The 26,509-nt window shown below is 68.1% G+C and carries 18 protein-coding genes and 1 pseudogene; 13 read left to right on the top strand and 6 right to left on the bottom strand.

All coding sequences use genetic code 11. The annotated features are described in order from the left end of the window. Positions 1 to 32 precede the first annotated feature (32 nt). From EDC25_RS01565 to EDC25_RS01555, 3 genes are read right to left on the bottom strand one after another with little or no spacing between them, the layout of a single operon-like run. A complete protein-coding gene (locus tag EDC25_RS01565; RefSeq protein WP_123522914.1) occupies positions 33 to 722 on the bottom strand; it encodes an ABC transporter ATP-binding protein in 690 nt (229 codons plus the stop codon). Continuing rightward, entirely contained in the window at positions 715 to 1,917 is a 1,203-nt protein-coding gene (locus EDC25_RS01560; RefSeq protein WP_123522915.1) for an ABC transporter permease, read from the bottom strand. The genes EDC25_RS01565 and EDC25_RS01560 overlap by 8 nt, the downstream gene beginning before the upstream one ends. Positions 1,918 to 1,920: 3 nt before the next feature. Next, positions 1,921 to 3,162: an efflux RND transporter periplasmic adaptor subunit gene (locus EDC25_RS01555; RefSeq protein WP_123522916.1), complete on the bottom strand. Its 1,242-nt coding sequence runs from the start codon at positions 3,160 to 3,162 to the stop codon at positions 1,921 to 1,923. 643 nt (positions 3,163 to 3,805) lie between these two features. On the opposite strand from EDC25_RS01555, the gene EDC25_RS01550 reads away from it, so the two are divergent. Beyond that, a complete protein-coding gene (locus EDC25_RS01550; RefSeq protein ID WP_164484163.1) occupies positions 3,806 to 4,765 on the top strand; it encodes a GGDEF domain-containing protein in 960 nt (319 codons plus the stop codon). Between the two features lie 198 nt (positions 4,766 to 4,963). After that, positions 4,964 to 5,515 carry a DUF2058 domain-containing protein gene (locus EDC25_RS01545; RefSeq protein WP_123522918.1) on the top strand — a complete coding sequence of 184 codons (552 nt, stop codon included), beginning with the start codon at positions 4,964 to 4,966 and terminating at the stop codon, positions 5,513 to 5,515. A 140-nt stretch (positions 5,516 to 5,655) separates the two neighbouring features. Here EDC25_RS01545 and EDC25_RS01540 read toward each other — a convergent pair whose 3' ends face one another. Further along, positions 5,656 to 6,234 (bottom strand): HD-GYP domain-containing protein, encoded by a 579-nt coding sequence (locus tag EDC25_RS01540; RefSeq protein ID WP_123522919.1) that lies wholly within the window; start codon positions 6,232 to 6,234, stop codon positions 5,656 to 5,658. Positions 6,235 to 6,473: 239 nt separating this feature from the next. On the opposite strand from EDC25_RS01540, the gene EDC25_RS01535 reads away from it, so the two are divergent. The 6 genes and pseudogenes from EDC25_RS01535 to EDC25_RS14850 all read left to right on the top strand — a co-directional run bounded on the left by EDC25_RS01535 (position 6,474) and on the right by EDC25_RS14850 (position 13,725). Further along, positions 6,474 to 6,932 (top strand): DUF2231 domain-containing protein, encoded by a 459-nt coding sequence (locus tag EDC25_RS01535; protein WP_123522920.1) that lies wholly within the window; start codon positions 6,474 to 6,476, stop codon positions 6,930 to 6,932. Continuing rightward, complete coding sequence (locus tag EDC25_RS01530; RefSeq protein ID WP_123522921.1) at positions 6,929 to 8,380, top strand: PQQ-dependent sugar dehydrogenase; 1,452 nt, start codon at positions 6,929 to 6,931, stop codon at positions 8,378 to 8,380. The genes EDC25_RS01535 and EDC25_RS01530 overlap by 4 nt, the downstream gene beginning before the upstream one ends. A 210-nt stretch (positions 8,381 to 8,590) precedes the next feature. Beyond that, complete coding sequence (locus tag EDC25_RS01525) at positions 8,591 to 9,301, top strand: rhodanese-like domain-containing protein (RefSeq protein WP_123522922.1); 711 nt, start codon at positions 8,591 to 8,593, stop codon at positions 9,299 to 9,301. Between the two features lie 216 nt (positions 9,302 to 9,517). Next, positions 9,518 to 11,239, top strand: a pseudogene (locus tag EDC25_RS01520) (S8 family serine peptidase); the annotation flags it as partial. A gap of 72 nt (positions 11,240 to 11,311) precedes the next feature. Next, on the top strand, positions 11,312 to 11,599 hold the full coding sequence (locus EDC25_RS14965; protein ID WP_243695091.1) for a proprotein convertase P-domain-containing protein: 288 nt from the start codon (positions 11,312 to 11,314) through the stop codon (positions 11,597 to 11,599). Positions 11,600 to 11,679: 80 nt separating this feature from the next. Next, complete coding sequence (locus EDC25_RS14850) at positions 11,680 to 13,725, top strand: proprotein convertase P-domain-containing protein (protein ID WP_207905695.1); 2,046 nt, start codon at positions 11,680 to 11,682, stop codon at positions 13,723 to 13,725. 105 nt (positions 13,726 to 13,830) lie between these two features. Here the strand turns inward: EDC25_RS14850 and EDC25_RS01510 are convergent, their stop codons facing one another. Then, a complete protein-coding gene (locus EDC25_RS01510; protein ID WP_164484164.1) occupies positions 13,831 to 15,261 on the bottom strand; it encodes an NHL repeat-containing protein in 1,431 nt (476 codons plus the stop codon). A 153-nt stretch (positions 15,262 to 15,414) separates the two neighbouring features. Between EDC25_RS01510 and EDC25_RS01505 the strand changes: the two genes are divergently transcribed. Both EDC25_RS01505 and EDC25_RS01500 read left to right on the top strand, forming a co-directional pair. Further along, positions 15,415 to 18,174 (top strand): serine/threonine-protein kinase, encoded by a 2,760-nt coding sequence (locus EDC25_RS01505; RefSeq protein ID WP_123522925.1) that lies wholly within the window; start codon positions 15,415 to 15,417, stop codon positions 18,172 to 18,174. Positions 18,175 to 18,205: 31 nt separating this feature from the next. After that, positions 18,206 to 19,477 carry a winged helix-turn-helix domain-containing protein gene (locus EDC25_RS01500; protein ID WP_243695090.1) on the top strand — a complete coding sequence of 424 codons (1,272 nt, stop codon included), beginning with the start codon at positions 18,206 to 18,208 and terminating at the stop codon, positions 19,475 to 19,477. Positions 19,478 to 19,642: 165 nt separating this feature from the next. On the opposite strand, the gene EDC25_RS01495 is transcribed toward EDC25_RS01500, so the two are convergent. Next, positions 19,643 to 21,877, bottom strand: a complete 2,235-nt coding sequence (locus tag EDC25_RS01495; RefSeq protein WP_132577170.1) for a DUF6600 domain-containing protein — start codon at positions 21,875 to 21,877, stop codon at positions 19,643 to 19,645. 239 nt (positions 21,878 to 22,116) lie between these two features. Between EDC25_RS01495 and EDC25_RS01490 the strand changes: the two genes are divergently transcribed. The 3 genes from EDC25_RS01490 to EDC25_RS01480 all read left to right on the top strand — a co-directional run bounded on the left by EDC25_RS01490 (position 22,117) and on the right by EDC25_RS01480 (position 26,501). After that, positions 22,117 to 22,641 (top strand): glutathione peroxidase, encoded by a 525-nt coding sequence (locus tag EDC25_RS01490; RefSeq protein WP_123521344.1) that lies wholly within the window; start codon positions 22,117 to 22,119, stop codon positions 22,639 to 22,641. A 27-nt stretch (positions 22,642 to 22,668) separates the two neighbouring features. Continuing rightward, on the top strand, positions 22,669 to 22,935 hold the full coding sequence (locus tag EDC25_RS01485; protein ID WP_123521343.1) for a DksA/TraR family C4-type zinc finger protein: 267 nt from the start codon (positions 22,669 to 22,671) through the stop codon (positions 22,933 to 22,935). 434 nt (positions 22,936 to 23,369) lie between these two features. After that, on the top strand, positions 23,370 to 26,501 hold the full coding sequence (locus EDC25_RS01480) for a ligand-binding sensor domain-containing protein (RefSeq protein ID WP_132577169.1): 3,132 nt from the start codon (positions 23,370 to 23,372) through the stop codon (positions 26,499 to 26,501). The last annotated feature ends 8 nt before the right edge of the window (positions 26,502 to 26,509 follow it).

Below are 26,509 nucleotides of genomic sequence, written 5' to 3'. Positions count from 1 at the left end.
GGCCGACCCGGGCTGCCTGGTGGCGTGGCGCCTCAGTTCACGATGCGGCCGTCCACCAGCGTGATCGTGCGATCGCAGGTTTCCGCCAGGCGCGGATCATGCGTCACCAGCAATACCGCGCAGCCATGCGTTTCGTGGAACCGGCGGAACAGCTTGAACACGTCGGCCGCGGTCCGGGTGTCGAGATTGCCGGTCGGCTCATCGGCAAGCAGCAGGGCAGGGCGCGTCACCAGCGCGCGGGCGATGGCGACGCGCTGCTGCTGTCCGCCCGACAGTTCGGTCGGCCGACGGTCGGCGAACTTCTCAAGCCCGACATCGGCGAGCAGGCTGCGCGCGCGATCGCTGGTTTCACGGTCCGGACGGCCGTGGCTGACCATCATCGGCATCATCACGTTTTCCAGCGCGGTGAAGGCGCTGATCAGGTGATGGAACTGGAACACGAAGCCCAGGTGCCGGCCGCGCGCGGCGGTGCGTGCATGGTCGTCCATGCGGCTGGTCGGCTCGCCGAGCAGGTACAGCTCGCCACCGGTCGGGGTATCGAGCAGCCCGATCTGGTTGAGCAGCGTGCTCTTGCCCGAGCCGGACGGTCCGACCAGTGCGGCGAAGTCGCTGCTGTCCACGCGCAGGTCGATGCCGTGCAGCACTTCGACCTCGTTCGGTCGCCCGACATTGTAGGACTTGCGCAGGTTCTCTAGCCGCATGACCTCGCGTGGCTCAGCCATAGCGGATGGCCTCCACCGGGTCGAGTCGAGCCGCACGCGATGCCGGGACGGAGGCCGCGACGACGCCCGCCGCGGTGGCGAGCGCCATCGCCGCCGGCACCAGTGCCGGCGGCATCGGGATGTAGAACAGTCCGGGCCCGAAGTTGTTGAACGCTGCGACCAGGCTCCAGCCGGCCAGTGCGCCGATGGCCGATCCGACCAGCCCCAACACCGCGCCCTGCACAAGGAACACGCGCAGCATCTGGCCGCGACGCGTGCCCATCGCGCGCAGGATGCCGATCTCGCGCGTGCGCTGGCTGACGCTGACGGCGAGCACGCTGGCAATGCCCAGTGCCACCGAAATCGCCACGAAGAAGCTGATCATGTTGGTCGACATGCTCTGCGAGCTGAGCGCGTTCATCAGCTGCGCATTGCTTTCCATCCAGCTCTCGGCATGGACCCCGGTTAGCCCGGCGATATGCGCAGCGACCTGGTCGGCGGCGAAAAGCTGGTCGACGGTGACGTCAATGACGGTGACCCCGCCAGGCAGGCCGAGCAGCGACTGCGCCTGCTTGAGATCGAGATAGACATAACGGGCGTCCAGTTCCCGCACGCCCAGTTCGAACAGGCCGGCGACATTGACGATGGCATCGCGGCCGTCACCCGCTTCCAGGCGCAGCTTGCTGCCCGTGCGCAGGCCAAGGTCGTTGGCGAGTTGTCGCCCGATCACGGCGTTGCCGGAGCCGACGTCGAGACGGCCATCGATCATGTTGCGGTCCAGCGGGATCACGCGCAGGTAGCGCGACAGGTCCATGCCGACCAGCGCCACCGAGGCCACCGCGTCGCCGCGACGTCCGAAGGCAGGGCCGGACACGACGGGCGACACCGCGGTCACGCCCGGAAGGCGTTCGAGGACGTCACGCAGTTGCTGCCAGTTGTTGATCGGACGCAGCGACTGCGCGCGCCGGTCCTCCAGCACCAGCTGCAAGGCGCCGGGTGGCGGCGGTGCAATCCGGTTGACCTCCTCGGGTGCCTCGATCCTGATGTGCGCCTGGGTGCCCAGCGTGCGTTCAATGATGTTCGCCTGCAGGCCGGCGATCAGCGCCACCACGAAGACGATCACCGCAACGCCGACCGCGATACCGACCAGGATCAGCAGCGTCTGCGCCTTGCCCTGGCGCAGGAAGCGCATGGCGATGGTGCTTTCGATCCACATCGCTCAGTCCAGGCGCACGGGCAGTTCGCCGCGCGTCGCATCGTTCGCGGTGGGCGATTGCCGGGCCTTGATGCGCACGCGGCTGCCGTCTTCCGGCCAGGTATCCGCGGCCAGTGCGCCGGCCGCGACCACGACGTCGCCGGCGCGCACCCCTTCCAGCACCTCGCTGCCCGCCAGGCCACGCAGTCCGAGCCGGACGGCAGTCCGTTGCACGCGGCCGTCGCGGACGACCAGCACGCTGGCGCGGTCGCTGCCCGCGCTGGCATCGACCAGCGCGTCATTGGCAACGACCAGCGCCTGGTCGCGCTCGCCGGTGAGGATGGTGGCGGTGACCGTCATGTCCTGTCGCACGAAGTCGGCGCCCGGGTCGATGCGCAGGCGCAGGTCGACCGTGCCGCGTGTCGGATCGATGCCCGGCGCGATGTGGTGGACCGTGGCACGGAACGGACGCTCCGGGAAGGCATCGGCGATGCAGGTCGCCGACTGGTCGACTTCCAGCAGTCCGAGGTTCTTTTCGTCGACCGGGACGAGGATTTCGCCCGGTGCATTCCCCGCGATCACCAGCAGCACGTCGCCGGGATTCACCGTGTCGCCGTGTTCGACATGGCGGCTCAGTACGGTGCCGGAGACGGTGGCGCGGATCTCTGCGCGCGCAAGCGCCGCTTCGGCGGCGGCCAGTTCCTCGACGGCCTGCGTTTCGCGTGCGCCGCCGGCCAACGCGGCGACGGCAAGACGCGCCTGTTCGGCCGTCGCACGTGCGGTAATGACCGCCTGCCCGGCCTGCTCGACGTTCTCGCGCGCAATGACGCCGCGTTCGCCCAGCTCCCTGCGACGCTCGAATTCCTGTTCCGCCTGTGCGAGCTGCGCGCGGGCCTGCCGCAGGCGCGCCTGCGCATCAGGCAGTTCGGCCTCGCGCAGGGCGGCGAGGGCCGCCTGAGCCTGGTCACGGCGCGCCTCCAGGTCGCGAGCGCGCAGGCGCACCAGCAGATCGCCCGGCTCGATGCGGTCGCCTTCGATCACCGTGCGCTCAAGCACGAGTCCGGAGATCTCCGCGCCTACCTGCACGCGCAGCGGCGTCGCGACGCGCCCGGTCGCGACGACATTCTGCACGAGGCGGCCGGTCTGGATCTCGTAGCCGGGCAGCACCGGTCCGCGCATCTTGCCGATGCCCCAGAGCAGGAGCAGCGCAGCGAGCACCGGGATTGCGATGTACCAGCTGCGCCAATGCCTGCGGGACTCGGCCATGTTCGGGGCTCCTGGGACGGTCGCACATTCTTGCGCAAAGCGTTGCCGGGCGGACAGCGTCATACCATCGGCCGCCGGTCGCGTGATCCTGCCCGACTGGATGCCGGGCGCCTCTCCGGACGGGCGGGTCGGAGGCGTTCGCGTAATCGGAAGCCAGGGATTCATCACGCACTGCCGATATGGAGACGCAGCGGGTCCGTTTCCAGCCATCGGGGGGCATCTGGAAGAGCGGCGCACCGGGCTGCGGATCGGATCCTGCATTTCGCATCCGGCGACGTGCCAGACAAAACGCATGCTGAATATTCCGACAGTCTGTCGACCCATCCAGTGCATTCGGCACGACACAGTCCAAAACTTCGCAAACATTGGTGTCGAAAGGGTTTTTCTGTCGACCGATTCCTTGAAAAGGAGAACGGCATCCCCGAAGCTGGAGCGGTGCCTACGCAAACATTGAATTCATTGTGGACAAAAGGTAACTGCAATGGATGACGACAGGCGTTCCCCCGTACGCGTCGGTGACCAGGCCTGCCTGGCGCTCGGACGCCGGGCAATGCGGCGCCGACGCCGGGCCCGGACACGGCCGGCGCAGGCTGCCGGGCTTGCGGCGGGTACGCGGCGGGTATTCCGCCAGTTGCAGACCCGCATGCAGGAGGATTTCCGCCTTGGCGTGATCGCCCTGTGCGGCCTGGTGTCGGTGGCCGCCCTGGGCGGCTTCTCGGTCTACCGTTTCGTGCGCGGCGATATCGCGCTCGGCGTGGTCGACTTTGCCCTGGTGCTGACGATCATCGCCGCGGGTGTGCATGCCTGGCGCAGCGGCGACAGCCGCATCGCAGGCCTGATGATGATCGTCGCCAACACCATCGGCTGCGTCGTCGTGGCGGCACTGGCGGGCTTCACCGGGCTGTTCTGGGCCTACAACGCCGTGGTGATGAATTTCTTCCTCGGCGACCGGCATCCAGCTGTGTTCGCCAGCATGGCCCTGGTCATCGTCATCGCGTTCCTGCCGTTGCCGGGCGTCGAGCCTGCGCAGCGGCTCAGCTTCTGCGCCACCTGTGCGCTGGTGAGCCTTTATGCGTTCGTGTTCGCCGCGCGTGCGAGCCGGCAGGCCGTGCGCCTGGAACGGCTTGCGGTGCGCGATCCACTGACCGGCGTGCGCAACCGCCGGCTGTTCGACTTGGACCTGCCACGCGCGGTCCACGATGCCCGGGCGGGGCGATCGACTCCGGCGCTCGCCGTGCTGGATCTGGATCATTTCAAGCGCATCAACGACCGCCACGGCCATGACGCCGGCGATCGTACGCTGGTTGGGTTCACCCGCATCCTGCAGGCCGGACTACGCCAGGATGATCGCCTGTACCGGGTCGGCGGCGAGGAGTTCGTCCTGCTGCTGAAGGATGTGCAGGTGGCCGGACTGACCGTCCTGATCGAACATCTGCTCACGCTTACGCGCACACGGCTGCGCAGTCCCGACGGTCCGGTGACGGTTTCGATCGGCGCCGCGCTGCTCAGGCCGGACGAAGACAGCAGTGAATGGCTCGCGCGCGCGGACAAGGCGATGTATGAGGCCAAGACGCGGCGGGACTGTGGAGTGATCTCCGGATAGGGCGGCGGTCGCAGTTGCGGTTCGTCGCTGGATTCCGTCTGTCGGGGGACGGCGCGGTGCGTGCGGCTGCCGCGGCTGTCGAGGCGCGGCCAGGGCGATGTAGCATGCCGGCGGGTGCCGGCAATGCCGGTCGTCGTTTCAACGGGCGCACAGCCGTGCGGAAGTTCCGCTGCGTGCGCCCCATTTCAGGTTTTCCCCATGCGCAACGCATTGCAGGAACAGCTGCTCAAGGCCGGCCTGGCCAGCAAGGGCAAGGTGGACCAGGTGGTCCGCGAAAAGGCGAAACAGCGCCAGGGCAAGGCGCCGGCAGCGCCGGATAGCGCACGCCAGGAGGCCGAACGTCGTCGCCAGGAGCAGGTCGAACGCGATCGCGCGCTCGCCGCGGAGCGGAAGGCGGCCGCCGAAGTCCGCGAGCGCCTTGCGCAGGCGCGGCAGATCATCGACCAGAACCGGATCGCCCTCCGCGGCGACGAGCCGTACCGGTTTGTCGATGGCGGCGTGATCCGTTCGCTGTTTGTCGATGCCGCCACGCGGTCGCAGCTCTCACGCGGCAGCTGCGTGATCGTTCGCGACGGAAGCGAGGCCTTCGCAGTCGTTCCACGCGCCGCGGCCGACAAGATCGCCAGCCGTGACGCCGCCCTGATCGTGGTGGACCATGCACGCGGCGAGCCGGACACCGCTCAAGGGCGGAGTGATCCGGACGACGAGCACTACAGCCGCTTCAAGGTTCCCGACGACCTGGTCTGGTAGGAACCGCTGCCAGCACCTGGTCCAGTTTGGAGGGCCAGCATGGTCCCCCGGAGTGCACGGCCGTTCCAGGGCATCACATCCGGTTCGGTCCGAGGCCTGCTTGGAGCAACGATCGCGAAGCGGAGGGTCCTGGAGGACGGTCAGACGGGAGGTGTCGCGGTGATCATCCGCTCGAACTGCGCAAACACGTCCGGGTCGACGCGGCTGCCGCATTCTCCGCGCAGGATGTCCAGCGCCACTTCCGGCGGGCGTGCCGCGCGATAGGGCCGGGTGGTGGTCATGGCGTCGTAACCGTCGACGATGCTGATGAGGCGCGATCCCAGCGGGATGGCGCTGCCGGACAGCCCATCCGGATAGCCACCGCCGTCGAAGTCCTCGTGGTGATGCCTGACCATCCGGGCGATGCGGTCCGCATCCGGGCGCCGCAGGCGACTGCAGACCAGGGCGCCGGCCCCGGCATGCGACTGCATGAGGGCCCGTTCCTCGGCATCAAGCGCGCCTGGTTTGAGCAGCACCCGGTCGGGAATGCCGATCTTGCCGACGTCATGGAGACGCGCCGCCAGGCGCAGGCTCTCCGTTTCATCGGCCGAAAACCCGCAGAGCGCCGCCAGATCGATGACGAGTGTTTCGACCCGGTGGCAGTGCTGGCCCGTGTAGGGGTCGCGAAGCGCGAGGGCCGTGCTCAGCGGGCCGCGCGCGGTAGTGGCTGGATCCGACATCCGCGAATTCTATTCCGCGCCTGGCGATTCCCCGCTCGGCCTTGCGTTGCGTTGCGTCGTAGTGAGGCAATTCCACGACGGGATCCGTCGGCCGGTTGTCGTGGCAGTCGCCCGCTTTGAAAAATTTCCATGCGGTTTTCGATCTTGGGCCGGTACTGATCCACGCGGGCTTCAGCCAGGCGACCCTAGTGTGGGGTTTCTGCCGGAGAGGTTGATCCGGTGCCGGAACGGAGAACCCCATGGTCGCACCACCCGTCGAGCATCGCGTTGGCGATCGCCATGTCGATCACCGCTACGTCATCCGTGTCGGGATGCGACCGCTGCACGCGCTCCTGCTGGGTGCGGCGATGGCGTCTTTCTCCGGCACGCTGGCCACTGACATCGCTTACGCCTCGACCTACGAGATCCAATGGAGCAATTTCGCCGCCTGGCTGCTCGTGGGTGGACTGGTTTTCGGGGCAATGGCGATGGTCTGCGCGCTGCTGGGTCTGCGCCGCGCGCACCGGACACGGTTTGCGGGCACGCATTTCCTGCTGTGGCTGGCGACCTGGGTGCTCGCCTTCTTCAATGCCCTGGTCCATGCCAGGGACGCCTGGGCGATCATGCCGGCGGCGCCGGTCCTGTCGGCGGCAACGCTCATCGCAGGCATCCTGTCGCTAGTGCTGGGTATGGTTGCCCGCACGGGAGGTGAAGCATGAGCGGAATGGCCACCAGGATTCTCGCACTGTCGGCGACCACCCTGCTCGCCGCCTGCAATCCGGAGCCGCAGCCGTTGCAGTACGGCGCGAATCCCGACCTGCCGGCGCCACAGCGCGGGCTGCTGCCGGATATGGTGATCGCCAAGCCGGTCGAGTGGGGGGATCGCCTGCCGGTCGTACCCGATGGCTTCGAGGTGCGGGCGATCGCGCGGGACCTGCTGATACCCCGGCAGACGCTGCTGCTGCCGAATGGCGACATCCTGGTCGCCGAAGGGCGGGGCGGCAACGCGCCGGCCCTGAAACCCAAGGATGTCATCGCAGGGCCGATCAAGGCGGCCGGCACCACCCGCGTGAAGAGCGGCAATCGCCTGACACTGCTGCGTGATGCCGATGGCGACGGCGAGTACGAGTTGCAGACGGTATTCGCCGACGACCTCAACGCACCCTATGGCCTGGCCTTGATCGGCAACCGCATCCATGTCGCCAACCAGGACGCCGTGGTCGTCTTTGACTACCGCGAAGGACAGACCCGCGCGGAGGCCGCGCCGCGCGAATTGACGCGCCTGCCCTCGGAGATCAACCACCACTGGACCAAGGCGATGACCGCCAGTGCCGATGGCCGCCATCTGTATGTCGGTATCGGTTCGAACAGCAACATCACCGAGCGCGGCATGCTCGCGGAAGCGGATCGCGCGATGATCTGGCAGATCGACGCCATGACCGGCATGCACCGGCCTTATGCCACCGGGCTGCGCAATCCGACGGCGATGGCGATCCAGCCCGGAACCGGAACGCTTTGGACCGTCGTCAACGAACGCGACGAGATCGGTCCCGACCTGGTGCCTGACTATCTCACCTCGGTCCGCGACGGCGGCTTCTATGGTTGGCCCTGGGCCTACTGGGGGCAGAACGTCGATGATCGCGTGCGACCTCTGGCGCCCGACAAGGTGGCCGAGTCGATCACCCCCGACTACGCACTCGGCGCGCACGTTGCGGCCCTTGGCCTGGCGTTTTCGGTGCCGGCATTCGGCCCGACCTTCGCGGAGGGTGTCTTCGTCGGCGAGCACGGCAGCTGGAACCGCTCGCAGCCGGTCGGTTACAAGGTGGTATTCGTGCAGTTCCGTGACGGCGCCCCGACCGGAGAGCCGATCGACTTCATGACCGGTTTCCGCGATGACGACGGCAGCACGCGCGGTCGTCCGGTCGGGGTGACGGTCGATCCGCGTGGTGCGCTCATCGTTGCCGATGATCTCGCCAACGTCGTCTGGCGTGTCACACGTGCCGGCGGGATCGGGCCGATGCCTGCACGGCCACCGCGTGCGGAGTCGATCGAAACCGGACAGGCAGAGGGCCAGGGCGAAGCGCTCGGAGCGTTGCCTGACGCCGCAGGGGGGCAGGACGCTGCCGACGAACAGGAACCGGAAGAGGATGGCGCCCCGCGGTCCTGAGGACGAAGGATGGCGTACGTAGGCTGCAAGGCGCGTGGCCCTGGATCCTGGATCGAACGCGAGTGATTGCCCGCCCGATGGCCGCGTAGGCGCGCGGCGGATCATGGTCCGGACTGGCGCAGGCGGTCACTTCTGGAGTCGGTGACGTGTGCCGGGAACTCCGGCTCCTGATCCCGGGTCTCGCGGTCATCGCCTGCGCGGGAGAAGACCATGGCCATGATGCGGATTGCGGCAGCCGGTTTCCTGGTCGTCGGCGCAGGAGGCCTTGCCGCCGAATCCGGCACACCCACGGCGAATGTCGATTACGACGGTTACGCGCGCCTGGTTGCCGAGGTTGAACCGCATCGCGCGCAGCGCCTGGTCGACCTGGATGCGTTCCTGGACCTGGCTTCCCGTCCCGACGTGGTGATCCTGGACAGCCGGCCCGCCTACCGCTTCGAACGGCTGCATATCGAAGGGGCCCAGCACCTGGATTTCTCGGATTTCACCCGCGAATCGCTGGCGGCCGTCATTCCGTCGCCGGACACGCTCGTGCTGATCTACTGCAACAACAACTTCGCCGGCGATGCCCCCGATTTCCCGACGAAGGTCGCGCCGGCCGCCGCCGCTTTGGCCAGCGTGTCCCCCGGCGACTCGCCGGCCCCGCTGATGCTGGCGCTCAATGTGCCGACCTATCTGCACCTTTACGGTTACGGCTACCGCAACGTCTACGAGCTGTCCGAGCTGGTGGCGATGGACGAGACCCGCGCATCCGCTTCGCCGGCAGCAGGGCAGGGCGGCTGGCCGTCCCTGGCGGGCTTTCCCCGGTGTCGGGCAATGTTGGCAGCACGCTCTCCATGCCCAAGAAACCGTGATCGAAATCACATTGAATCGGCTGGGCCGGCATCGGAAACCCGCGTTCCGGCGGTTAATGTGACTTAGCGCACACAAGTTATCGGGAATTGTTTTCAGCGGCGACACAATTGTGTCGGAAATGCTGCTAACGTCGCCGGCGGTCGGGAATGGTTCCGTGTCGGTTCAGGGGCCGCGGGTTTGGGAGAACCCTGGTGTCCCGGCCGGGACAAGGATGGCCTGCGTACCGGCCAGCTACAGAAAGTGGGCCGGAGATCAAGCCACAACTCCGGAGGGTTCACATCAATGCAGCACCTTCATATCCGCGGCGCCGTTCGTGGATGGGTTATTGCCTGCACCCTGACGCTGGGCGGCCCGATTCTTGCCGCCGACCACAACGATTACCAACGTCTCAACCTGGCCGCACTGGAAACCGGCCAGCGCCTTGACGGATTCATTGTCCATTTTCGCGAAAATTCCCGCGCTGCCGCCAGCGAGCAGGCGGTGGCCAGCTATCTGGATTCCACGACGCGTGCGCTGGGCGCCCGGGCGCGACATGTCCGCCGCCTCGCCGCAGGTGGCGACCTGATCGAGTTCGACACCGCGTATGACAGCCGCAGCGCCGTCACCGTGATGGAGGCGCTGGCCAACCATCCCGATGTCGCCTACGTCGAACCGAATGCGTGGATGCGCATTTCCATGACGCCGAACGACACCCGCTACGGCGAACAGTGGCACTACTTCGAGGCAGCCGGTGGCCTGAACCTGCCGCCAGCCTGGGACCTGGCCAATGGCAGCGGCATCGTCGTCGCCGTCCTGGACACCGGCAGTACAAGTCATCCGGACCTCAACGCCAACACCGTGGCGGGTTACGACTTCATCTCCAGCGCAGCCACGGCCCGTGACGGCAATGGCCGTGACGCCAATCCGCAGGACGAGGGCGACTGGTACGCCGCCAACGAATGCCAGGCCGGCTGGCCGGCGTCCAACTCCAGCTGGCACGGCACGCATGTCGCCGGAACCATCGCCGCGGTCACCAACAACAGCAGTGGTGTCGCGGGCGTCGCCTACGGCGCGAAGATCCAGCACGTGCGCGTTCTCGGCAAGTGCGGCGGAACGCTGGCGGACATCGCCGACGGCATCGTCTGGGCATCCGGTGGCACTGTTTCGGGTGTGCCCGCGAACGCCACGCCGGCCAAGGTCATCAACATGAGCCTGGGTGGCAGTGGCACCTGTGGCACGACCTACCAGAACGCCATCAACTCTGCGGTGAGCCGTGGCACGGTCGTGATCGTCGCTGCCGGCAACGAGAACATGAATGCCAGCAATTCGCGCCCGGCGAACTGCAACAACGTCGTCGCGGTGGCTGCGGTCGGCCGCAATGGCGGCCGCGCCTCGTACTCGAACTACGGCGCCGTCGTCGATGTCGCTGCACCGGGTGGCGGTGGCACGGGCGTGCTGTCGACACTCAACACCGGCACGACCGTTCCGGCATCGGCCAGCTATGCCTTCTACCAGGGCACCAGCATGGCGACGCCGCACGTCTCCGGTGTCGCCGCGCTGATCCTCAGCGTCGCCAGCAAGACGCCGGCAGAGGTCGAGTCGATCCTCAGGAGCACCACGCGCGCGTTCCCGGCGACGTGTTCGCAGTGCGGCACCGGCATCGTCGATGCGCTCGCTGCGGTGCAGGCGGTGACCGGCGGTGGCGGTCCTGCGCCGGGTCCGGGCGTGTTGGCCAATGGCGTGCCGGTGACCGGCCTGTCCGGTGCGGCGGGCGCGGAACTGCGCTACACGCTGACGGTGCCGGCCGGTGCCAGCAACCTGGTGTTCCAGACCTCGGGCGGCACCGGTGATGCCGACCTGTACGTGCAGCACGGTTCGGCACCGACGACCAGCAGCTACAGCTGCCGTCCGTATCTGTCCGGCAACAACGAAACCTGCACGGTCGCCAGTCCCGCGGCGGGCACCTGGCATGTGATGGTGCGCGGTTACAGCGCCTTCTCCGGCGTCAGCCTGACCGGCAGCTACGCGGCTGGTGGCGGTGGTGGCACGTCGTTCTTCCAGAACACCACGGACTACCAGATCCGTGACCTGCAGACGGTGGAAAGCCCGATCACGGTCAGCCGCAGCGGCAATGCGCCGAGCAACCTGCAGGTGGCGGTGCGGATCATCCACACCTATCGCGGTGACCTGGTGGTGAACCTGGTGGCGCCGGATGGCAGCACCTACCTGTTGCACAACGGTACCGGTGGCAGTGCCGACGACCTGATCGGCACCTACACGGTCAACGCATCCAGCGAGCTGGCCAATGGCGTGTGGAAGCTGCGCGTGTACGACCGTGCCAACGGCGACACCGGCTACATCGACAGCTGGAGCCTGCAATTCTGACAGCAAGACACGCCGGATTGCGTCGCCGCAGCCGCGGTCCGCACGCCGGCGTCCCGACAACGAGCAATGGAGTCCGTTTCATGGCGAGTTTCCGTATTGCCGCCCCGCTGGTCATCGCCGCCTTCTCGGCGAACCACGCGCTGGCCCAGTCTGTTTCGATCAACGAGTCGCTGGCCGATCCGCAGCTGAGCACGCTGCTGGCCGCGCCCGATTTCGCCAAACTGTCGATGGAAGACAGCAAGAGCGCCGGCGGTCCCTGGCGTTATGGCGTGCAGATTCCGGTCGATGGCGTGCACATTGACGGCAGCAGCAAGCGCGGCCTGGACTGGCAGCGTCTGTCCGACGGGCGCCTGAGCTGGACCTGGCGACTGACCGCGCCGGGTGCCAAGACGCTGGACCTGCATTTCGCCGACCTGCGCCTGCCGGCGCGCGCCGAGCTGGTGCTGCGCGGCGAGGGCGACGACAACGTGCGCCGCATCGCGGCCGAGTCGCTGGCGAAGGATGGTGGCGAATTCTGGTCGCCGTACGTGGCCGGCGAGGTCGTCGATGTGCAGATCATCGTGCCGGCGGAATCCACCGGTGACGTACGCATGCAGCTGGCTTCGGTCACGCACGGCTATCGCGGCCTGTTCGAACACGTCGATCCGGTGCAGAAGTCGGGTTCGTGCAATGTCGATGTCGCCTGTCCGGCCGGCGCCGGCTGGCAAGACCAGATTGATTCGGTCGGCCATTACACCTTCAGCAAGAGTGGCAGCTCGTACGTCTGTACCGGCACGCTGGTCGGCAATACGGCGCAGACCACGACGCCGTATTTCCTGACCGCCAACCACTGCGTCAGCACGCAGGCAGTGGCGAGCACGATCGTGGTGTACTGGAACTACCAGAGCGCGACCTGCCGCACGCCGGGCTCGAGCGCCAGCGGCACGCCGCTGTCGCGTTCCATCGCCAGCCACAGCCAGAGCGGCACCACGCTGGTGGCGAACTACTCCAACAGCGACTTCGCGCTGTTGCGACTGAATGCGAACGTGCCGACCGGCGCCAATCCGTTCTTCTCCGGCTGGGACGCCAGCGGCACGACGCCGACTTCGGCGGTCGGCATCCACCATCCGGCCGGTCATGAGAAGCGCATTGCCGTCGAGAACAATGCGCTCGCCATTACCGGTTACGGAGGCGGCTCCGGTTCGACGCACTGGCGGGTGATCGACTGGGACCAGGGCACCACCGAGGGCGGCTCCTCGGGTTCCGGCCTGTGGAACCAGAACAAGCTGCTCGTCGGCCAGCTGCATGGGGGTTCCGCGGCCTGCGGCAACGACCTGTCGGACTACTACGGTCGCCTGTCGGTGTCCTGGAACGGCGGTGGCAGCAGCACGTCGCGCCTGCGTGACTGGCTGGCGCCCAGCAGTTCGGCGACCACGCTGGCCGGTTACCGCACCGGTGGTGGCGGTACGCCAGGCCCGGGTCCGGGCGTGTTGGCCAATGGCGTGCCGGTGACCGGCCTGTCCGGTGCGGCGGGCGCGGAACTGCGCTACACGCTGACGGTGCCGGCCGGTGCCAGCAACCTGGTGTTCCAGACCTCGGGCGGCACCGGTGATGCCGACCTGTACGTGCAGCACGGTTCGGCACCGACGACCAGCAGCTACAGCTGCCGTCCGTATCTGTCCGGCAACAACGAAACCTGCACGGTCGCCAGTCCCGCGGCGGGCACCTGGCATGTGATGGTGCGCGGTTACAGCGCCTTCTCCGGCGTCAGCCTGACCGGCAGCTACGCGGCTGGTGGCGGTGGTGGCACGTCGTTCTTCCAGAACACCACGGACTACCAGATCCGTGACCTGCAGACGGTGGAAAGCCCGATCACGGTCAGCCGCAGCGGCAATGCGCCGAGCAACCTGCAGGTGGCGGTGCGGATCATCCACACCTATCGCGGTGACCTGGTGGTGAACCTGGTGGCGCCGGATGGCAGCACCTACCTGTTGCACAACGGTACCGGTGGCAGTGCCGACGACCTGATCGGCACCTACACGGTCAACGCATCCAGCGAGCTGGCCAATGGCGTGTGGAAGCTGCGCGTGTACGACCGTGCCAACGGCGACACCGGCTACATCGACAGCTGGAGCCTGCAATTCTGATCGCGGGTTGACTGCACAGGGTGCGGTCCTTTCGACCCTGTCCCGGCCATGCCGGGACAGGGTTTTTTTCTGCGACCGCGTCGCCTTCCGTTTGCTGGCGACAGGTCAGCGCGGCAGTTCGAAGTCGTACCATCCGATCCGGTCGGGATCGCCGGCAAGGCCCAGGATGGCGAAATCCTGGTTGCCGGACTGCTCGACGTAACCACCGGCGAGGATGCGGCCGGAAGGCTCCACGGCGACCGCATGGGCTTCGTCCGTGGGATGCGCGAGGCTGACGATGACGCGGGCCTGGCCATCGCCGAAGCTGGCGTCGGGCGTGCCGTCGGCGTTGACGCGAGCGACGAAGAAGTCCTTCTGGGGCGTCCCGGACGCACCATTGATGGCATAGCCGGCGGCGACCAGGCGACCATTGCCCTGCAGCGCCAGGGCGGCCGGCTCGTCATTGCGCGACGGGTCGCTGAACTTGATGGTCGTGCGGCCGTTGCTGCCGAACGTCGTATCGATGGCGCCATTGGCGGCCAGGCGCATGAACGTAAAGCCACGATCACCGGCCGTGCCGACCAGTGCCAGGCGGCCATCCGGGAGCACGCGCGCGCCGGTGATGGTGTTGAGGCCGCTGTGCACGCCGCCGCTCACCGACCATTGCAGCGTCCTGCGTCCGCCGGTGCCGAAGGTCGGGTCCAGTTCGCCATCGGCGGTCAGTCTCGCGATGAAGGCGTTGTTGGCGGACGCCGTGTAACCGACGACAGTGACGCTGTCGTTGCCGGGCAGGCGGCCGCGCTGGTCGAGCGCGATCGCGGTGAGGTAGTCGCTCTGCTGCTCGCCGGCGAAATGATCCAGCACGACGATGCCGTCATGGCTGGCGCCGAAGGTGGGATCCAGTTGTCCGTCGGTCGTGAAGCGCATTACCGCGACACGGTGGTAGTGGAAGGGGCCGGCGGGGCGAAGCGTCCGGGCGGCGACGATGAGCCGGCCGTCGCGCTGCATGGCCACGGCGATGCCGTCGTCGTGGATGGTGCTGCCGCCGAGGTCGACGATGTTCCAGCCGGTCCGGCCGCCGAGTCCATCCGGTCGCCCGAACGTCGTGTCCAGTTCACCGTCCGGCGTCAGCTTCACGATGGCGGCATCGGCATGGAACTGCGGCGACAGGTTGCCGACCGCGACGATGCTGCGGTCCGGCAGGACCGTGAGGTCATGGGCGGCATCGACGCCGCCGCCGATGTCGAGTTCGAAATGACCGTTGTTGCCGAAGCTGGGGTCGGGGAGGCCACTGGACAGGAAGCGGGCGACGACGAAGTTGGGCGAGCTGCCGGGGCCGCTGATGTTCGGGCCGACGACGTAGCCTGCGGTCAGGAAACGCCCGTCCTTCAAGGGCACGATCGCGTTGGCGCGATCATTGGCATCGTGGAAGTCGTGGATGATGCGGCCGCCGATGCCAAAGTCCGGATCGGGCGTGCCCGGAAGCTGGGCATGAGTGAAGCTCGACGCCAGCCCCAGGACCAGGGCGGCGGCAAATGCGGTGACGGGATGAGCCATGTTGCGTGTACTCCGGGAGGCGGGTGGTTCGGGCATGACGACCGGCTCTTGCACCGGCGCCGTCATTGCTCTCGAATGCGGACTACGGCCCGCGCCGGCTCGGCCTATCCTTCCGCTGCCGTTCCATTCATCCTGTAATTACGTGAGTGACGTGTGAGTGAGCTGACCCGCTGGTTGCGACTGCAGGAACTGTTCGACCGCGCCGCCATGCTCGATGCCGCGGACGTGGCCGCCTTCCTCGAACGCGAGGAGCCCGATCCCGGCATGCGCGCCGAGGTGCAGGCATTGCTGCGGGCGGATCGCGGCGAAGACGCGCTGGAAGGCATCGTTGGCCGCATCGCCGACCATGCACAACTCGACAACCTCGAGTCCGGGACACGGGTCGGCCCGTGGCGGCTGCTCGATGAGCTGGGTGCGGGCGGCATGGGCACGGTGTTCCGTGCCGAACGTGCCGACGGCGCCTACGAGCGCCTCGTCGCCATCAAGTTCCTGCGCGGCCTGCCCACGCGCGATGCGGCCGAACGCATGCGTCGCGAACGGCAGATCCTCGCGGACCTGGATCATCCGAACATCGCCGGCCTGATCGACGGCGGCACCACGGCGGACGGGCAACCCTATCTGGTCATGGACTACGTCGAAGGCGTGTCCATTGTCGAATTCGCCCGCGGTTGCGATATCGACCGGCGCCTGAGGCTGGTCGCCGACGTGGCGCGTGCGCTGCATTTCGCGCACCAGCACCTGGTCGTGCATCGCGACCTGAAGCCGGCGAACATCCTGGTTCGCAACGATGGCACGCCGATGCTGCTGGACTTCGGCATCGCCAAGCTGCTTGAAGCCGATGCCGGCGACGATCCGGGCCGGACCCAGGCCTGGTTCACGCCCGGCTATGCCAGTCCCGAACAGCGGCGCGGCGATCCGGTCAGCACCGCCAGCGACATCTACGCACTGGGACAGGTGCTGGCGGAAGTCCTCACCGGCGTCTATCGCGCACCCGACGCGGATGGCCTGGTCACGCTGCCGGGCCAGCGCGGCCTCAAGGGACTGCCGAAGCCGCGCCTGCGCGAACTGGATGCCATGGTCGCGCAGGCCTGCGCGCCGCGCCGCGCCGCGCGGTACCGATCGGCGGAAGCACTCGCCGACGACATCGACCGTTACTTCCAGCACAAGCCGTTGCGTGCCGCGCCGGCGCGACCGGGCTACCTGCTGCGCAGCTTCCTGCATCGCCATCGGCTCGCCGTCGCCGCCGTCGCCGTCTTCCTGCTGGCGATCGCCACCTTCGCGTGGCGGCTGGTGATCGAGCGCGACCGGGCCTTGCAGGCCGAGGCGCTGGCGCAGGCCAATGCCACCACGGCCGAGCAGGTCGTCGATTACCTGGTGTCATTGTTCGAAGCGGCGTCGCCGGAGCAGGCCGGCAACCAGGCAATCCTGCCCGGCGACCTCGTCGATCGCGGACGCGAGCGCATCCGCGGACAGCTCGTGGACCAGCCGCAGCAGCGTGCGCGCCTTCTCGCCGTGCTGGGTCGCATCGACAGTGAGCTGGGCCGCACCGCCGAAGCGGTCCAGAGCCTGCGCGAAGCGATCGCTATCGAACGCGAAGTGGGCACAGCCGCGCATGTCGTCGACCATTACGTGTCCATCGGGGTGCTGGAAAACCAGAATGAGCGGCCAGAGGAGGCAACGACGGCGTTCACCGAAGCCTTGTCCCTGATCCAGGCAGGCCAGGGGAACGCAGCGCAGCAGGCGAAGGCGCTCGGCGGCCTGGCGCTGGCACAGCTGCGCATGGGGCAGGGCGATGAAGCACGTGCCTCCGCCGCGGAAGCGCTGCGCCTGGCCGAGAGGGTGCAGGGCCCTGACAGCGAGCTGGCGGTCGAGGCACTTCAGGTCGTCGCCGAGGTCGACAGCCGGACAGGGCGCGGAGAGGCCGCTGTCGCCGCGGCATCGCGTGCGCTGGCCATCGTGCGCACCTGGGGCGCAGGGCATGCACAGGATGTCGCGACCGCGATCGGTTTCCTCGCCAACACGCATGTCCAGCAGGACGAATACGCGCAGGCGATCCCGCTTCTGCGGGAAATGCTGGCGATGCGCCTGGAATCGCTGGCGCCGGACAGTGCCTGGGTCATCACTGCGCGGCATAACCTCGCCCACGCGCTCTACCTCGGCGGATCGACCCTGGAAGCGCTGCCGTACATGCAGGAGAACGTCGACCTGCTGCGCGCCCGCGGTGAAGACGACACGCCGTCGTATCTGGTCGCCATCAACAACATCGCTTCCCTGCACGAGGCCACCGGCAACTACGGGCGTTCGATCCCGCTGTTCCGCGAGCTGTACGAAAAGGCGCTGGCGGCATCCGCGGTCAGCCTGGAACCCAGGCTGTACCAGTACCGTCAGAACTACGGCCGCAGTCTGATGCTGGCTGGTCGCCTCGACGAGGCACGGCCGCTTTTGTGGGCAGAAGTGCCCTCGGCCGCGGATCCACAGACGAATGCGCTTGAACGCGGGCGGCGGTTGCTGCACATGGGTGAATGGCTGCGGCGCAGCGGACGCTTCGAAGAGGTGGAAGCGCACCTCGTCCAGGCCGAGGGGGTTTTCGCGACCATCCTGGAGAAAGGCCACCCACGATTCGCCGCAGTGCTGCGCGTGCGTGCGCAGGTCGCGCTGGACCGCGGCCAGCCGGCGCAGGCGGTGCCGATGCTGCGCGAGGTCGTGGATGTGCTGGAAGGCACCATCGGCGCCGATGCACCGGCGACCATGGAAGCGCGCGCGTTGCTGGCCCGCGCGCTGTACGAATCCGGCGCGCAACAGGAAGCGCGCAGCCTGCTTGCCGCGGGTTTCGAGGCGCTCGAGCAGCGCTTCGTTCCGCAGGCGCCGATCCGCGACGAGCTGGCGCAGCTGCGCCAGCGTCTGCGGGGGTAGGCGCGCAATGCGGAGGGTCGCGGCTTCGGCGATGGTCGATCGTCCGCGGATGGACGCGCCGGTTCTGGACCACGCCGCCGCGCGCGCGCTTCACCTGGCAGCGCAGGGCCTGCTGCGGCCCTGGCCACGTCGCGCGCGCAAGGGCGATGTCCTTGCCGCCATCGAGCGGATGCAGTTGTTGCAGATCGACACCATCCAGGTCGTGGCGCGCAGCCCGTACCTCGTCCTGTACTCGCGCCTGGGCCCGTACGATCCGGCCTGGCTGGATGGTTGCCTGGCCGAAGCCGGCATTTTCGAGACCTGGGCGCACGAGGCGTGTTTCGCACCCATGTCGTCATGGCCGCTCTTGCGGCAGCACACGCTGGACAGGCGTCACCACTGGGCCATCCAGGCCGCGCATCGCGCGCAGGGCAAGGCGGATCCCGGGATGGCCGCCGTGCTGCAACGCATCCGAGAGCATGGCGAGATGCGCTCTGCCGATTTCAGGGACGGCGACTGTCCACGCGGCGGCTGGTGGGGCTGGAAGGACGAGAAGCGCTGGCTGGAGGCGTGGTTCGCGCTGGGCGAACTGATGGTTGCGCGCCGCGATCGCTTCCAGCGCGTCTACGACCTGAGCGAGCGGGTGCTTGCCCGGGCCGGCATGGATCCGGCGGCGCATGCGCCGCTGGCACCTGCGGAACTCCGGCGCGAACTCGTCGCCCGCACTGTCCTGGCGCTGGGAATCGCGAAACCGGAATGGGTGGCGGATTACTATCGATTGGGCGGTCGCGTCAGCGCCGGCGAACTGGAGGACCTGGTCGAACGTGGTCTTCTGCGACGGGTGTCGGTACAGGGTGTGCCGGGGACTGCCTACGTGCACGTCGGGAACGAGTCGCTGCTGCAGGCGGCGATGGGCGGGCGCCTTCGCGCGAGCCTGACCACGGTACTTTCACCCTTCGACCCGGTCGTCTGGGACCGTCGGCGTGCGCGCGAACTGTTCGGATTCGATTACCGGCTGGAATGTTACGTACCTGCGGAAAAACGCCGGTTCGGCTATTTCGTGCTGCCGTTGCTGCATCGCGGTCGACTCTGCGGGCGCATGGATGCCAAGGCGCATAGGGCGGATGGCGTTTTCGAGATCCGCCGCCTGGCCCTGGAAGAAGGCGTTGATGCCGATGCGCCCCTGTGTGAAGCCGTTGCCGGCGCACTGCATCGCTTCGCGCGCTGGCATGGTTGTGAATGCATCAGCGTGGCGCGTGGCGCCCTCGGTCCCGGCCTTGCCCGGCCGCTGCGGCAGGCGATCCGGGAATCGACATCGCGCTAGGTACGGCGATCGTCGTCAGCGGTATTTGCTGCGCGATACCCCGCAAGCGCGGGCCGCCCGCATCTTTCGCCTTAGTGTTTCAAACCATCACACCCGGCCTCTGAAACGGCGACGCCGCCCGGGGGCGGCGTCGCTTCGGACCTGCAGGGCAGGTGATGCGGGAGATCAGCGTTCCTGACGCGCGCGGTCGCGGCCCCGGCTGTCGGTGCGGTCACTGCTGTTTCCGCGTGCGGGCGCTGCCGGACGCTCCGGCTCAGGTGCGGAGCGGCTGCGCGGTTCCTGCGCCGGCGCGCTGCGTACTGGCGCCGACGGTGCCGCGCTGCGCGGGGCCGGCGCGGGCGCGGCGCGCGGAGCGCTCGCGGGTGCAGACCGCGCCGCAGGTGCCGGGGTCGAGCGCTGCGCCGGCGGCGCCGACGGTGTCGAGCGCGTAGCCGGTGCCTCGCGGACGGTTGTCGTGGTGCGCGGTGCCGTCTGCGGTGCGGTCGGCGCAATGCCGCGGGCTGGCGCCGCGGTGCGCTCGCGCGCTGCCGGTGCGACAGTGCCGGGCGTGCGCTGGTCGCGTGTCACCGGTGCGCCCTGGCGCTCGTTGCCGGCTGGCGCGCGGGTGCGCGGCAGCGGAACGCCCTGTTCCGGCTGCGCCTGCGGGGTGGCACGCGACGTATCGGCGGCACGGGAGCGCGCGTTCTCCGACGCAGGCAGGCCGCGGCTGCGCGGTTCGGTCGCACCCGGCGTTGCCGCCGGTGCACGCACCTGTTCGCCAGTGCTGCCGGGCGTGCCGCGCGCGGCCGGTGCGGGCGTGCCCTGTCCGGCGGCAGCGGCCGGTGCACGGGACGTGTCGCCGCCCGGCTGCCCGACCACGGCGATGTTGCGGGAACGGGGCTTGGCGTTCTCGGCATTGACGCGGCGCATCTGGTCCGCCGCCAGCGGCTCGCCGCCGTTGCGCACGATGGCGCTCTGGCGCACGTTGAACGGCGCGACCGGTTCGGCGGGACGCGTGCGCGCGATCACGCCGCGCTCGAAGCTGCGTGCCGGCGGTGCGATGTTGCGGCTGGCACCGGCGACCAGGCTGTCGCGTGTCGGCGCAACCGGGGCCCTCGTCAGCAGCTCGGCATCGCCCAGCTGGGCCGGACGGAGGCGGCTGCGCGCCATGGCCTCGGCGGCATTCTGCGCACTGACGAAGCTGTCACGCGGGACCACGGTCATGGCGTTGGCCGCGCCGCGGAAGGTGAAGTCGCGGCGCAGCGGACGACCCTGCACGTAGTAGTCGTTGTAGATGTTGGTGACGTAGGTGTTGTTGATGATGGTCGTGTTGTGCACGTTGACGCGGCCGAAATAGTCGCGGCTGCTGCGGTACCACGGCACATAGACGTCGCGCGGACCCAGCGGGAACCAGCCGATCGGAGGACCGGATGTCACGGTCACGCTCCAGTTCGAGCCGCCCACGAAGGCGACAAGCGCCGGAGCATAGACCGGGCGGACGTTGCGCGGACCGGGCAGCCAGCCCCATCCACTGCTGACGTACACCCAGCGCCCGTAATGGAACGGTGCGAAACCCCAGGGTGCGTTGTCGACCCAGGTCCAGCCCCACGGCTCGATCCAGCTCCAGTGGCCGTCGCGGTAAGGTGCCCAGCCAGCGGCCACGCGGCGCGGGAACCACACATGGCCGTAATCAGCGACATGGCGCCAGCTGCCGTATTCATCGAGGTCGGCATAGCCGATCAGTTCCTCCGACACATACTGGCGCGACGGCGAACGCAGGTAGCGGTCGTTGCGGGCGAAGGCCCAGCGGTCGAACTCGTCGGCGCGCGGCATCGCAACCCGCTCGACATCGCGCAGGCCCGGATCGAAGAACCGCGTGCTGCTGTTCGCGAAGACGCGCTGGCTGCGGCCGTACTCGCCGTAAACCTCGGCGGCGCCGTCGAACACCGTCACCTGCGTCATGTCCGCATTGCCGCTGACATCGAGGCGGTACTCGCCCGGCTGGCTGACCACGAAGGCCAGCGTCGGGGTATCGATCTCGTAGATCTGGCCCGGATGGATGTAGTCGACGCGCAGGTTGATCGTGCCCTCGGTGAGCTGGATCTGCGCCAGCTCGTCGTCGAGGTTCAGGAATTCGAACCCGGTGTTGCGATCCAGCCGCGCGACCGCGCCGCCAAGCTGCAGCTCGACGCGGCCGTTGCGTCCGGTCCACAGGCGGTCGCCATGGACCAGCGGCCGGTTCAGGTGCGCGTCGAACCAGGCGTCTTCGCCGGCGGGTGCGAAGCTGACTTCGCCGCCGAGGTAGGCCAGGCGGGCGACCCGGCCGGGCGGATCGGCCAGGACGACACCGGCGACCACGAACAGCATGGCTGCGATGAGGGCCTGCGAACAGCGCAGACGGAACGAGTTGATCGATTTCATGTGGACCTCCGGACGGGCGGGTCGAATGCCATGCCGGTCGCCACTGCTCGGGGCAGGGCCGTTTCCGGCACGTCCATATCAACCGAATTCGGCTTAATCATGACCCTACCCCCGACGGGCGGGACTCCATGGTTTCGCCATTGTTGCCGCGGGTTAATCTGTGCGCGGCGCGTTCGACCCCGATCCGTGCCGCAGCGGCTGTGCACGCTACCATGACCGGACAACGGCTTGGGGGAACGATGTCCATCCATGACATCAAGGTGCTCGACATCAACGGCAACCCGGTGGCGCTGGCGGACTGGCACGGCCAGGTGTTGCTGATCGTCAACGTCGCTTCGCGCTGCACGTTCACACCGCAGTACAACGGACTGGAAGCCCTTTACCGGCGCTACGCCGGGCAGGGCTTCGCAGTGCTCGGGTTTCCCTGCAACCAGTTCGGCCACCAGGAACCCGGCGACGAAGCCGCCATCCGCTCCTTCTGCGCACTGGACCACGGCGTCAGCTTTCCGCTGTTCGCGAAGATCGAGGTCAACGGGCGTGGCGCGCATCCGCTGTACCGTCACCTGAAGGCGGCTGCGCCCGGTCTGCTCGGCAGCCAGACCATCAAGTGGAACTTCACCAAGTTCCTGGTAGGCCGCGACGGCGCCGTGCTCGGCCGGTACGCACCGACCCGGACGCCGGAATCGCTGGCGGCGGACATCGAGGCCGCGCTGGCGGCCAGGGTGACCGGTACGGTTCATGAAAACGCGCCGCCGACGTCCTAAGATCGGTATGACACACAGGAGAAGGCAGTGGCGACGGGTTGGGCCGGTGACGGCGCAGTGCAGGAACAGATCGACGCGACCGTGCAGGATGCGATCGCGCGTGCGCGCAGCCGGCTGCAGAATGGACCCGGTCTGAGCCACTGCGAGGACTGTGATGCCGCCATTCCGGAAGCCCGGCGCCGGGCCGTGCCCGGCGTGCGCCGGTGCGTGAATTGCCAGGAAGCGGCCGATCGCGACGAACAGACGAACGCCGGCTACAACCGTCGCGGCAGCAAGGACAGCCAGCTGCGCTGACGCCTTTCGGGCGTGTCCGCGGCTTGTTGTCGGCAGGTTCGTCCGCCCAGGCCCCGTACGCCCATCCAACCGGGCTGCCGCCCGGCCTGGTCTGCCCATTGCAGAAACCGCGCTGCCGTCGGCAACAGGCGGACCGCGGAGTGCCCGGTGTCGGTTCCCGCTGCGGCACCACTGCCGGATTCCCGCACGCCCCGGCGTCCGCCTCGGCTCCCGGGCGGGCGGGTCATCCAGCCGCAAGGTCGCGACGGTCCGGCCGAAATCGGCGCCCCTTCGGCATGCGCCCCCGCACACGCGTCGCCGCGTCCAGTCAGGCCGGATCCAATGACCGAAGGTGCACGCGTTGCCGGATCGGTCACAAAAATTTGCGCTCCGGCATGGCCGTTTCGGTCAAATCGCGGGATACTCGGTAAGAAATATTGCATCGGCTCACACGAGTGACAGTTGTCCAGCTGTTCCCAATTCAGCCGGGGGCGAGGTGGAGCGCCTCCTGGCTGGCCCCCGCCGTGGGGCTGGCGCTGGCCCTGTTCATGCCTGCAGCCGGTGCCGAGGATGACCTCCACGTCAGTCTCGAGACTTACGGCATTGACCAGGGCCTCTCCCAATCCGGCATCAACGCGCTGGTCGAGGATGACCTGGGGCATCTGTGGATCGGTACCCAGGACGGGCTGAACCGGTTCGACGGCCACGAGTTCCTGGTCCTGCGCCGATCGCCGGGAGGACTGGCGAGCAGCAGCATTGAAGCCCTGAGCTTCGATTACCATCGCCGCCTCTGGATCGGCAGCAATGACGCCGGTCTGGACGTGCTGCACCTGCCGAGCGGGGCGCTGCGCCATTTCGGTGTCAGCGACCAGCTGTCGCACAGCCGTGTTGGCGCCATCGTCCTTGATGCCGCCGGCGGCGCGTGGCTGGGCACCGATGCCGGCATCGACCATATCGACGACGCCCTCGAGCGCATCCGGCCGCTGGGACGTACCGGCGCCGTCGTCGCGCTGGAGCAGCGACCCGGCGATACCGGCCGGGCCTATGCGCTCGACCGTGACTGCCGATTGTGGCGCGCCGGCGTAACCGACCTGACGCCGATTCCACTGCCGGTGCACATGGGTGGCTGCATCGCGCTGGTGGTGGAAGCGGATGGCCTGTGGATGGCCAGTCGCGATGATGGCCTGCTGCGGGTGGATTTCGAAGGCCGCCTCTTGCAGCACGTCGAGCCGCGTCGCCTGCGCACCGGTGGCATCGCACTCAGTGGCCTGGGCCGACTGGCCGATGGCCGGCTGCTCGTCGGCTATGCCGATGGCGCTGTCCTGCAACTGGATACGCAGTCGCGGTTCGAGGCCCGCACCCTGCGCTTCGACCGGCCGCCGGACAGCGCCGTGTCCGGTTTCTTCGAGAGTAGCGGTGGCCTGCTGTGGATAGGGACGTACACCAGCGGTCTCCAGCGCGTGCGCCCGCTGTCCGGCGCCGTGCGCACCGAGTGGACGGAAGGCCATGGTCGCCCGCCCTGGCGTGATCGCAGCGTCAGGGCCATCCGTCGCCAGGGCGACGGCCTGTTCGTCGGAACCGATTCCGGCCTCATGTACCGCCATCGGCCCGGGGCCCCGTGGCAGCGCATCGAGACCTTCGATGGCATGAGCGTGCGCGCCATCGAGCCGGCCGGCGCGCGGCAGTTCTGGATCGGCACACAACAGGGACTGTGGCGATGGCAGATCGGTGGTCCACTGCAAGGCGTCGATGGCCTGCCCGACCGTCGGGTCGACGACCTGCTCACCGTCGGCGACACGCTTTGGGTCGCGACGCGGGGTGGGCTGGCGCGGGTCCGGAACGGTGTTGTCGATGACGAAGGCGCGCATCGCCAGCTCGAGGGTCGTTTCATCACCACGATGCTGCCGGATGACGCCGGCGGTCTGTGGATCGCCACCAATGAGAGTGGCTTGTGGCGACTGCAAGCGGGGGGCGAACCGCGCCGCTACCAGCCGTCGGAAGGCGGCGAGCTGCATCACTCGCTCTGGGCGCTGCACATTGCAGGGCGGTCACTGTATGCCGGCAGTTTCTCCGCCGGACTGTTCCGCATCGATCTCGATACCGACGAGGTGGCCTCCATCAGCGAGCGCGATGGACTGTCCAGCGATGTCGTCTATCGCATCGTTCCCGATCGGGACGGACGACTCTGGCTGAGCACCAACAATGGACTGTCGGTCCTGGATCCTTCCACCGGCATCATCCAGACACTCGGACGTCGCGACGGACTCAACAACATCGAGTTCAACAGCAGTGCTTCGTGGGCGGATGACGCCGGCGTACTCTACTTCGGCGGCACGCAAGGCCTGGATGTGCTGCAGCCCAGCCGCCTGCGCCATACCAGTCCGCCCGCGCGACCGGTCATTGCCGGTGTACGGCGACTTTCGGGTGCAACACTCGCCCGCGGCGGCGTGACCGAATTCGACCACCAGGTGGTGTACGCGAACGAACTGGAACTGGCGCGCGACAGCGACCTGCTTTCGGTCGCCATGACCGCGCTGGATCTCAGTGCGCCCGGTGCGGCACGGCTTCGCTACCGCCTGGGCGGTTCCGAGGATGACTGGTTCTATCCGCGTTCGGCGCGCACGGAACTGTCGATCAGCCGACTGCCGCCGGGCACCTACAGGCTGGACGTCCAGGCCGCAGGCCGCGACGGCCAGTACGGCGAAACCCGCACGCTGCGCATCCGCGTGCCGCCGCCGTTCTGGCGGCACCCGTTCGCCTACGTCGTCTATGCGCTGCTGGCGGGTGCGCTGGCGGTGTGGTTGCGCTCGCGCATCGGCCGCACCGTGCGCAAGGAACGCGAGCGCGTCGCGCTGCTCAACCGCACCGTCGCCGAGCGCACGCGCCAGCTGGAACAGGCCAACCGGCTGCTGCGGCAGAGCAACGAACAACTCGACGTGGCGACCCGGCGCGACCCGCTGACACATGTGTCCAATCGCCGCGACCTTGGCGACTGGCTGGAACGCCACGAACAGTCCATCCTGGACTCGCCGGAAGCGGTGCGCGAGCGACTTGTGTTCTTCATGATCGACGTCGATCACTTCAAGCGCATCAACGACGACTACGGTCATCGGGTCGGCGACCACGTGCTGGTGGCGTTTGCCGACCGCCTGCGCCGCCTGTCCCGTGACCAGGATCTGCTGGTGCGCTGGGGTGGCGAGGAGTTCCTGCTGGTCGTTCGTGGCATCGGCGTCGAGGCTGCGGCCACGGTCGCCGAGCGCGTGCGCAAGGCGATCGCCGACCGTCCGGTGTCACTGGAAGACGGGCTCAACCTGTCGATCAGCTGCTCCATCGGCTTTGCGCCGTGGCCGTTCCATCTGGAATGGCCCGACCTCGGCGACTGCGAGCAGAGCATGCATCTGGCCGATCGCTGCCTGTATGCGGCGAAGTCGGGCGGCCGCAATGCCTGGGTGGGTGTGGTGCCCGGCATCGGACCGGACCGCGACGGCGTCCAGGCCTTGCTCGCGGGGGCGCGTCCTGACGACCTGCCGCCGGCCTGCGTCCGCATCCTGCATTCGTCTCCGCGCCGGCCGCGTTTCGAAACATGAGCGATGCG

Origin of the sequence: Pseudofulvimonas gallinarii (assembly GCF_004343305.1) — a bacterium.
Classification (GTDB): Bacteria; Pseudomonadota; Gammaproteobacteria; order Xanthomonadales; family UBA2363; genus Pseudofulvimonas; species Pseudofulvimonas gallinarii.
The sequence above is the reverse complement of the archived record's forward strand: the minus strand, read 5'-3'. Positions and strand labels throughout refer to the sequence as shown.

Bases quoted from the DNA above. Each gene is read 5' to 3' on its own strand.
- EDC25_RS01510 (WP_164484164.1), bottom strand. From the start codon at position 15,261: ATGGCTCATCCCGTCACCGCATTTGCCGCCGCCCTGGTCCTGGGGCTG.
- EDC25_RS01555 (WP_123522916.1), bottom strand. From the start codon at position 3,162: ATGGCCGAGTCCCGCAGGCATTGGCGCAGCTGGTACATCGCAATCCCG.
- EDC25_RS01530 (WP_123522921.1), top strand. From the start codon at position 6,929: ATGAGCGGAATGGCCACCAGGATTCTCGCACTGTCGGCGACCACCCTG.
- EDC25_RS01560 (WP_123522915.1), bottom strand. From the start codon at position 1,917: ATGTGGATCGAAAGCACCATCGCCATGCGCTTCCTGCGCCAGGGCAAG.
- EDC25_RS01490 (WP_123521344.1), top strand. From the start codon at position 22,117: ATGTCCATCCATGACATCAAGGTGCTCGACATCAACGGCAACCCGGTG.
- EDC25_RS01535 (WP_123522920.1), top strand. From the start codon at position 6,474: ATGGTCGCACCACCCGTCGAGCATCGCGTTGGCGATCGCCATGTCGAT.
- EDC25_RS01565 (WP_123522914.1), bottom strand. From the start codon at position 722: ATGGCTGAGCCACGCGAGGTCATGCGGCTAGAGAACCTGCGCAAGTCC.
- EDC25_RS01525 (WP_123522922.1), top strand. From the start codon at position 8,591: ATGGCCATGATGCGGATTGCGGCAGCCGGTTTCCTGGTCGTCGGCGCA.
- EDC25_RS14850 (WP_207905695.1), top strand. From the start codon at position 11,680: ATGGCGAGTTTCCGTATTGCCGCCCCGCTGGTCATCGCCGCCTTCTCG.
- EDC25_RS01495 (WP_132577170.1), bottom strand. From the start codon at position 21,877: ATGAAATCGATCAACTCGTTCCGTCTGCGCTGTTCGCAGGCCCTCATC.
- EDC25_RS01550 (WP_164484163.1), top strand. From the start codon at position 3,806: ATGCAGGAGGATTTCCGCCTTGGCGTGATCGCCCTGTGCGGCCTGGTG.
- EDC25_RS01545 (WP_123522918.1), top strand. From the start codon at position 4,964: ATGCGCAACGCATTGCAGGAACAGCTGCTCAAGGCCGGCCTGGCCAGC.
- EDC25_RS01540 (WP_123522919.1), bottom strand. From the start codon at position 6,234: ATGTCGGATCCAGCCACTACCGCGCGCGGCCCGCTGAGCACGGCCCTC.
- EDC25_RS01500 (WP_243695090.1), top strand. From the start codon at position 18,206: ATGGTCGATCGTCCGCGGATGGACGCGCCGGTTCTGGACCACGCCGCC.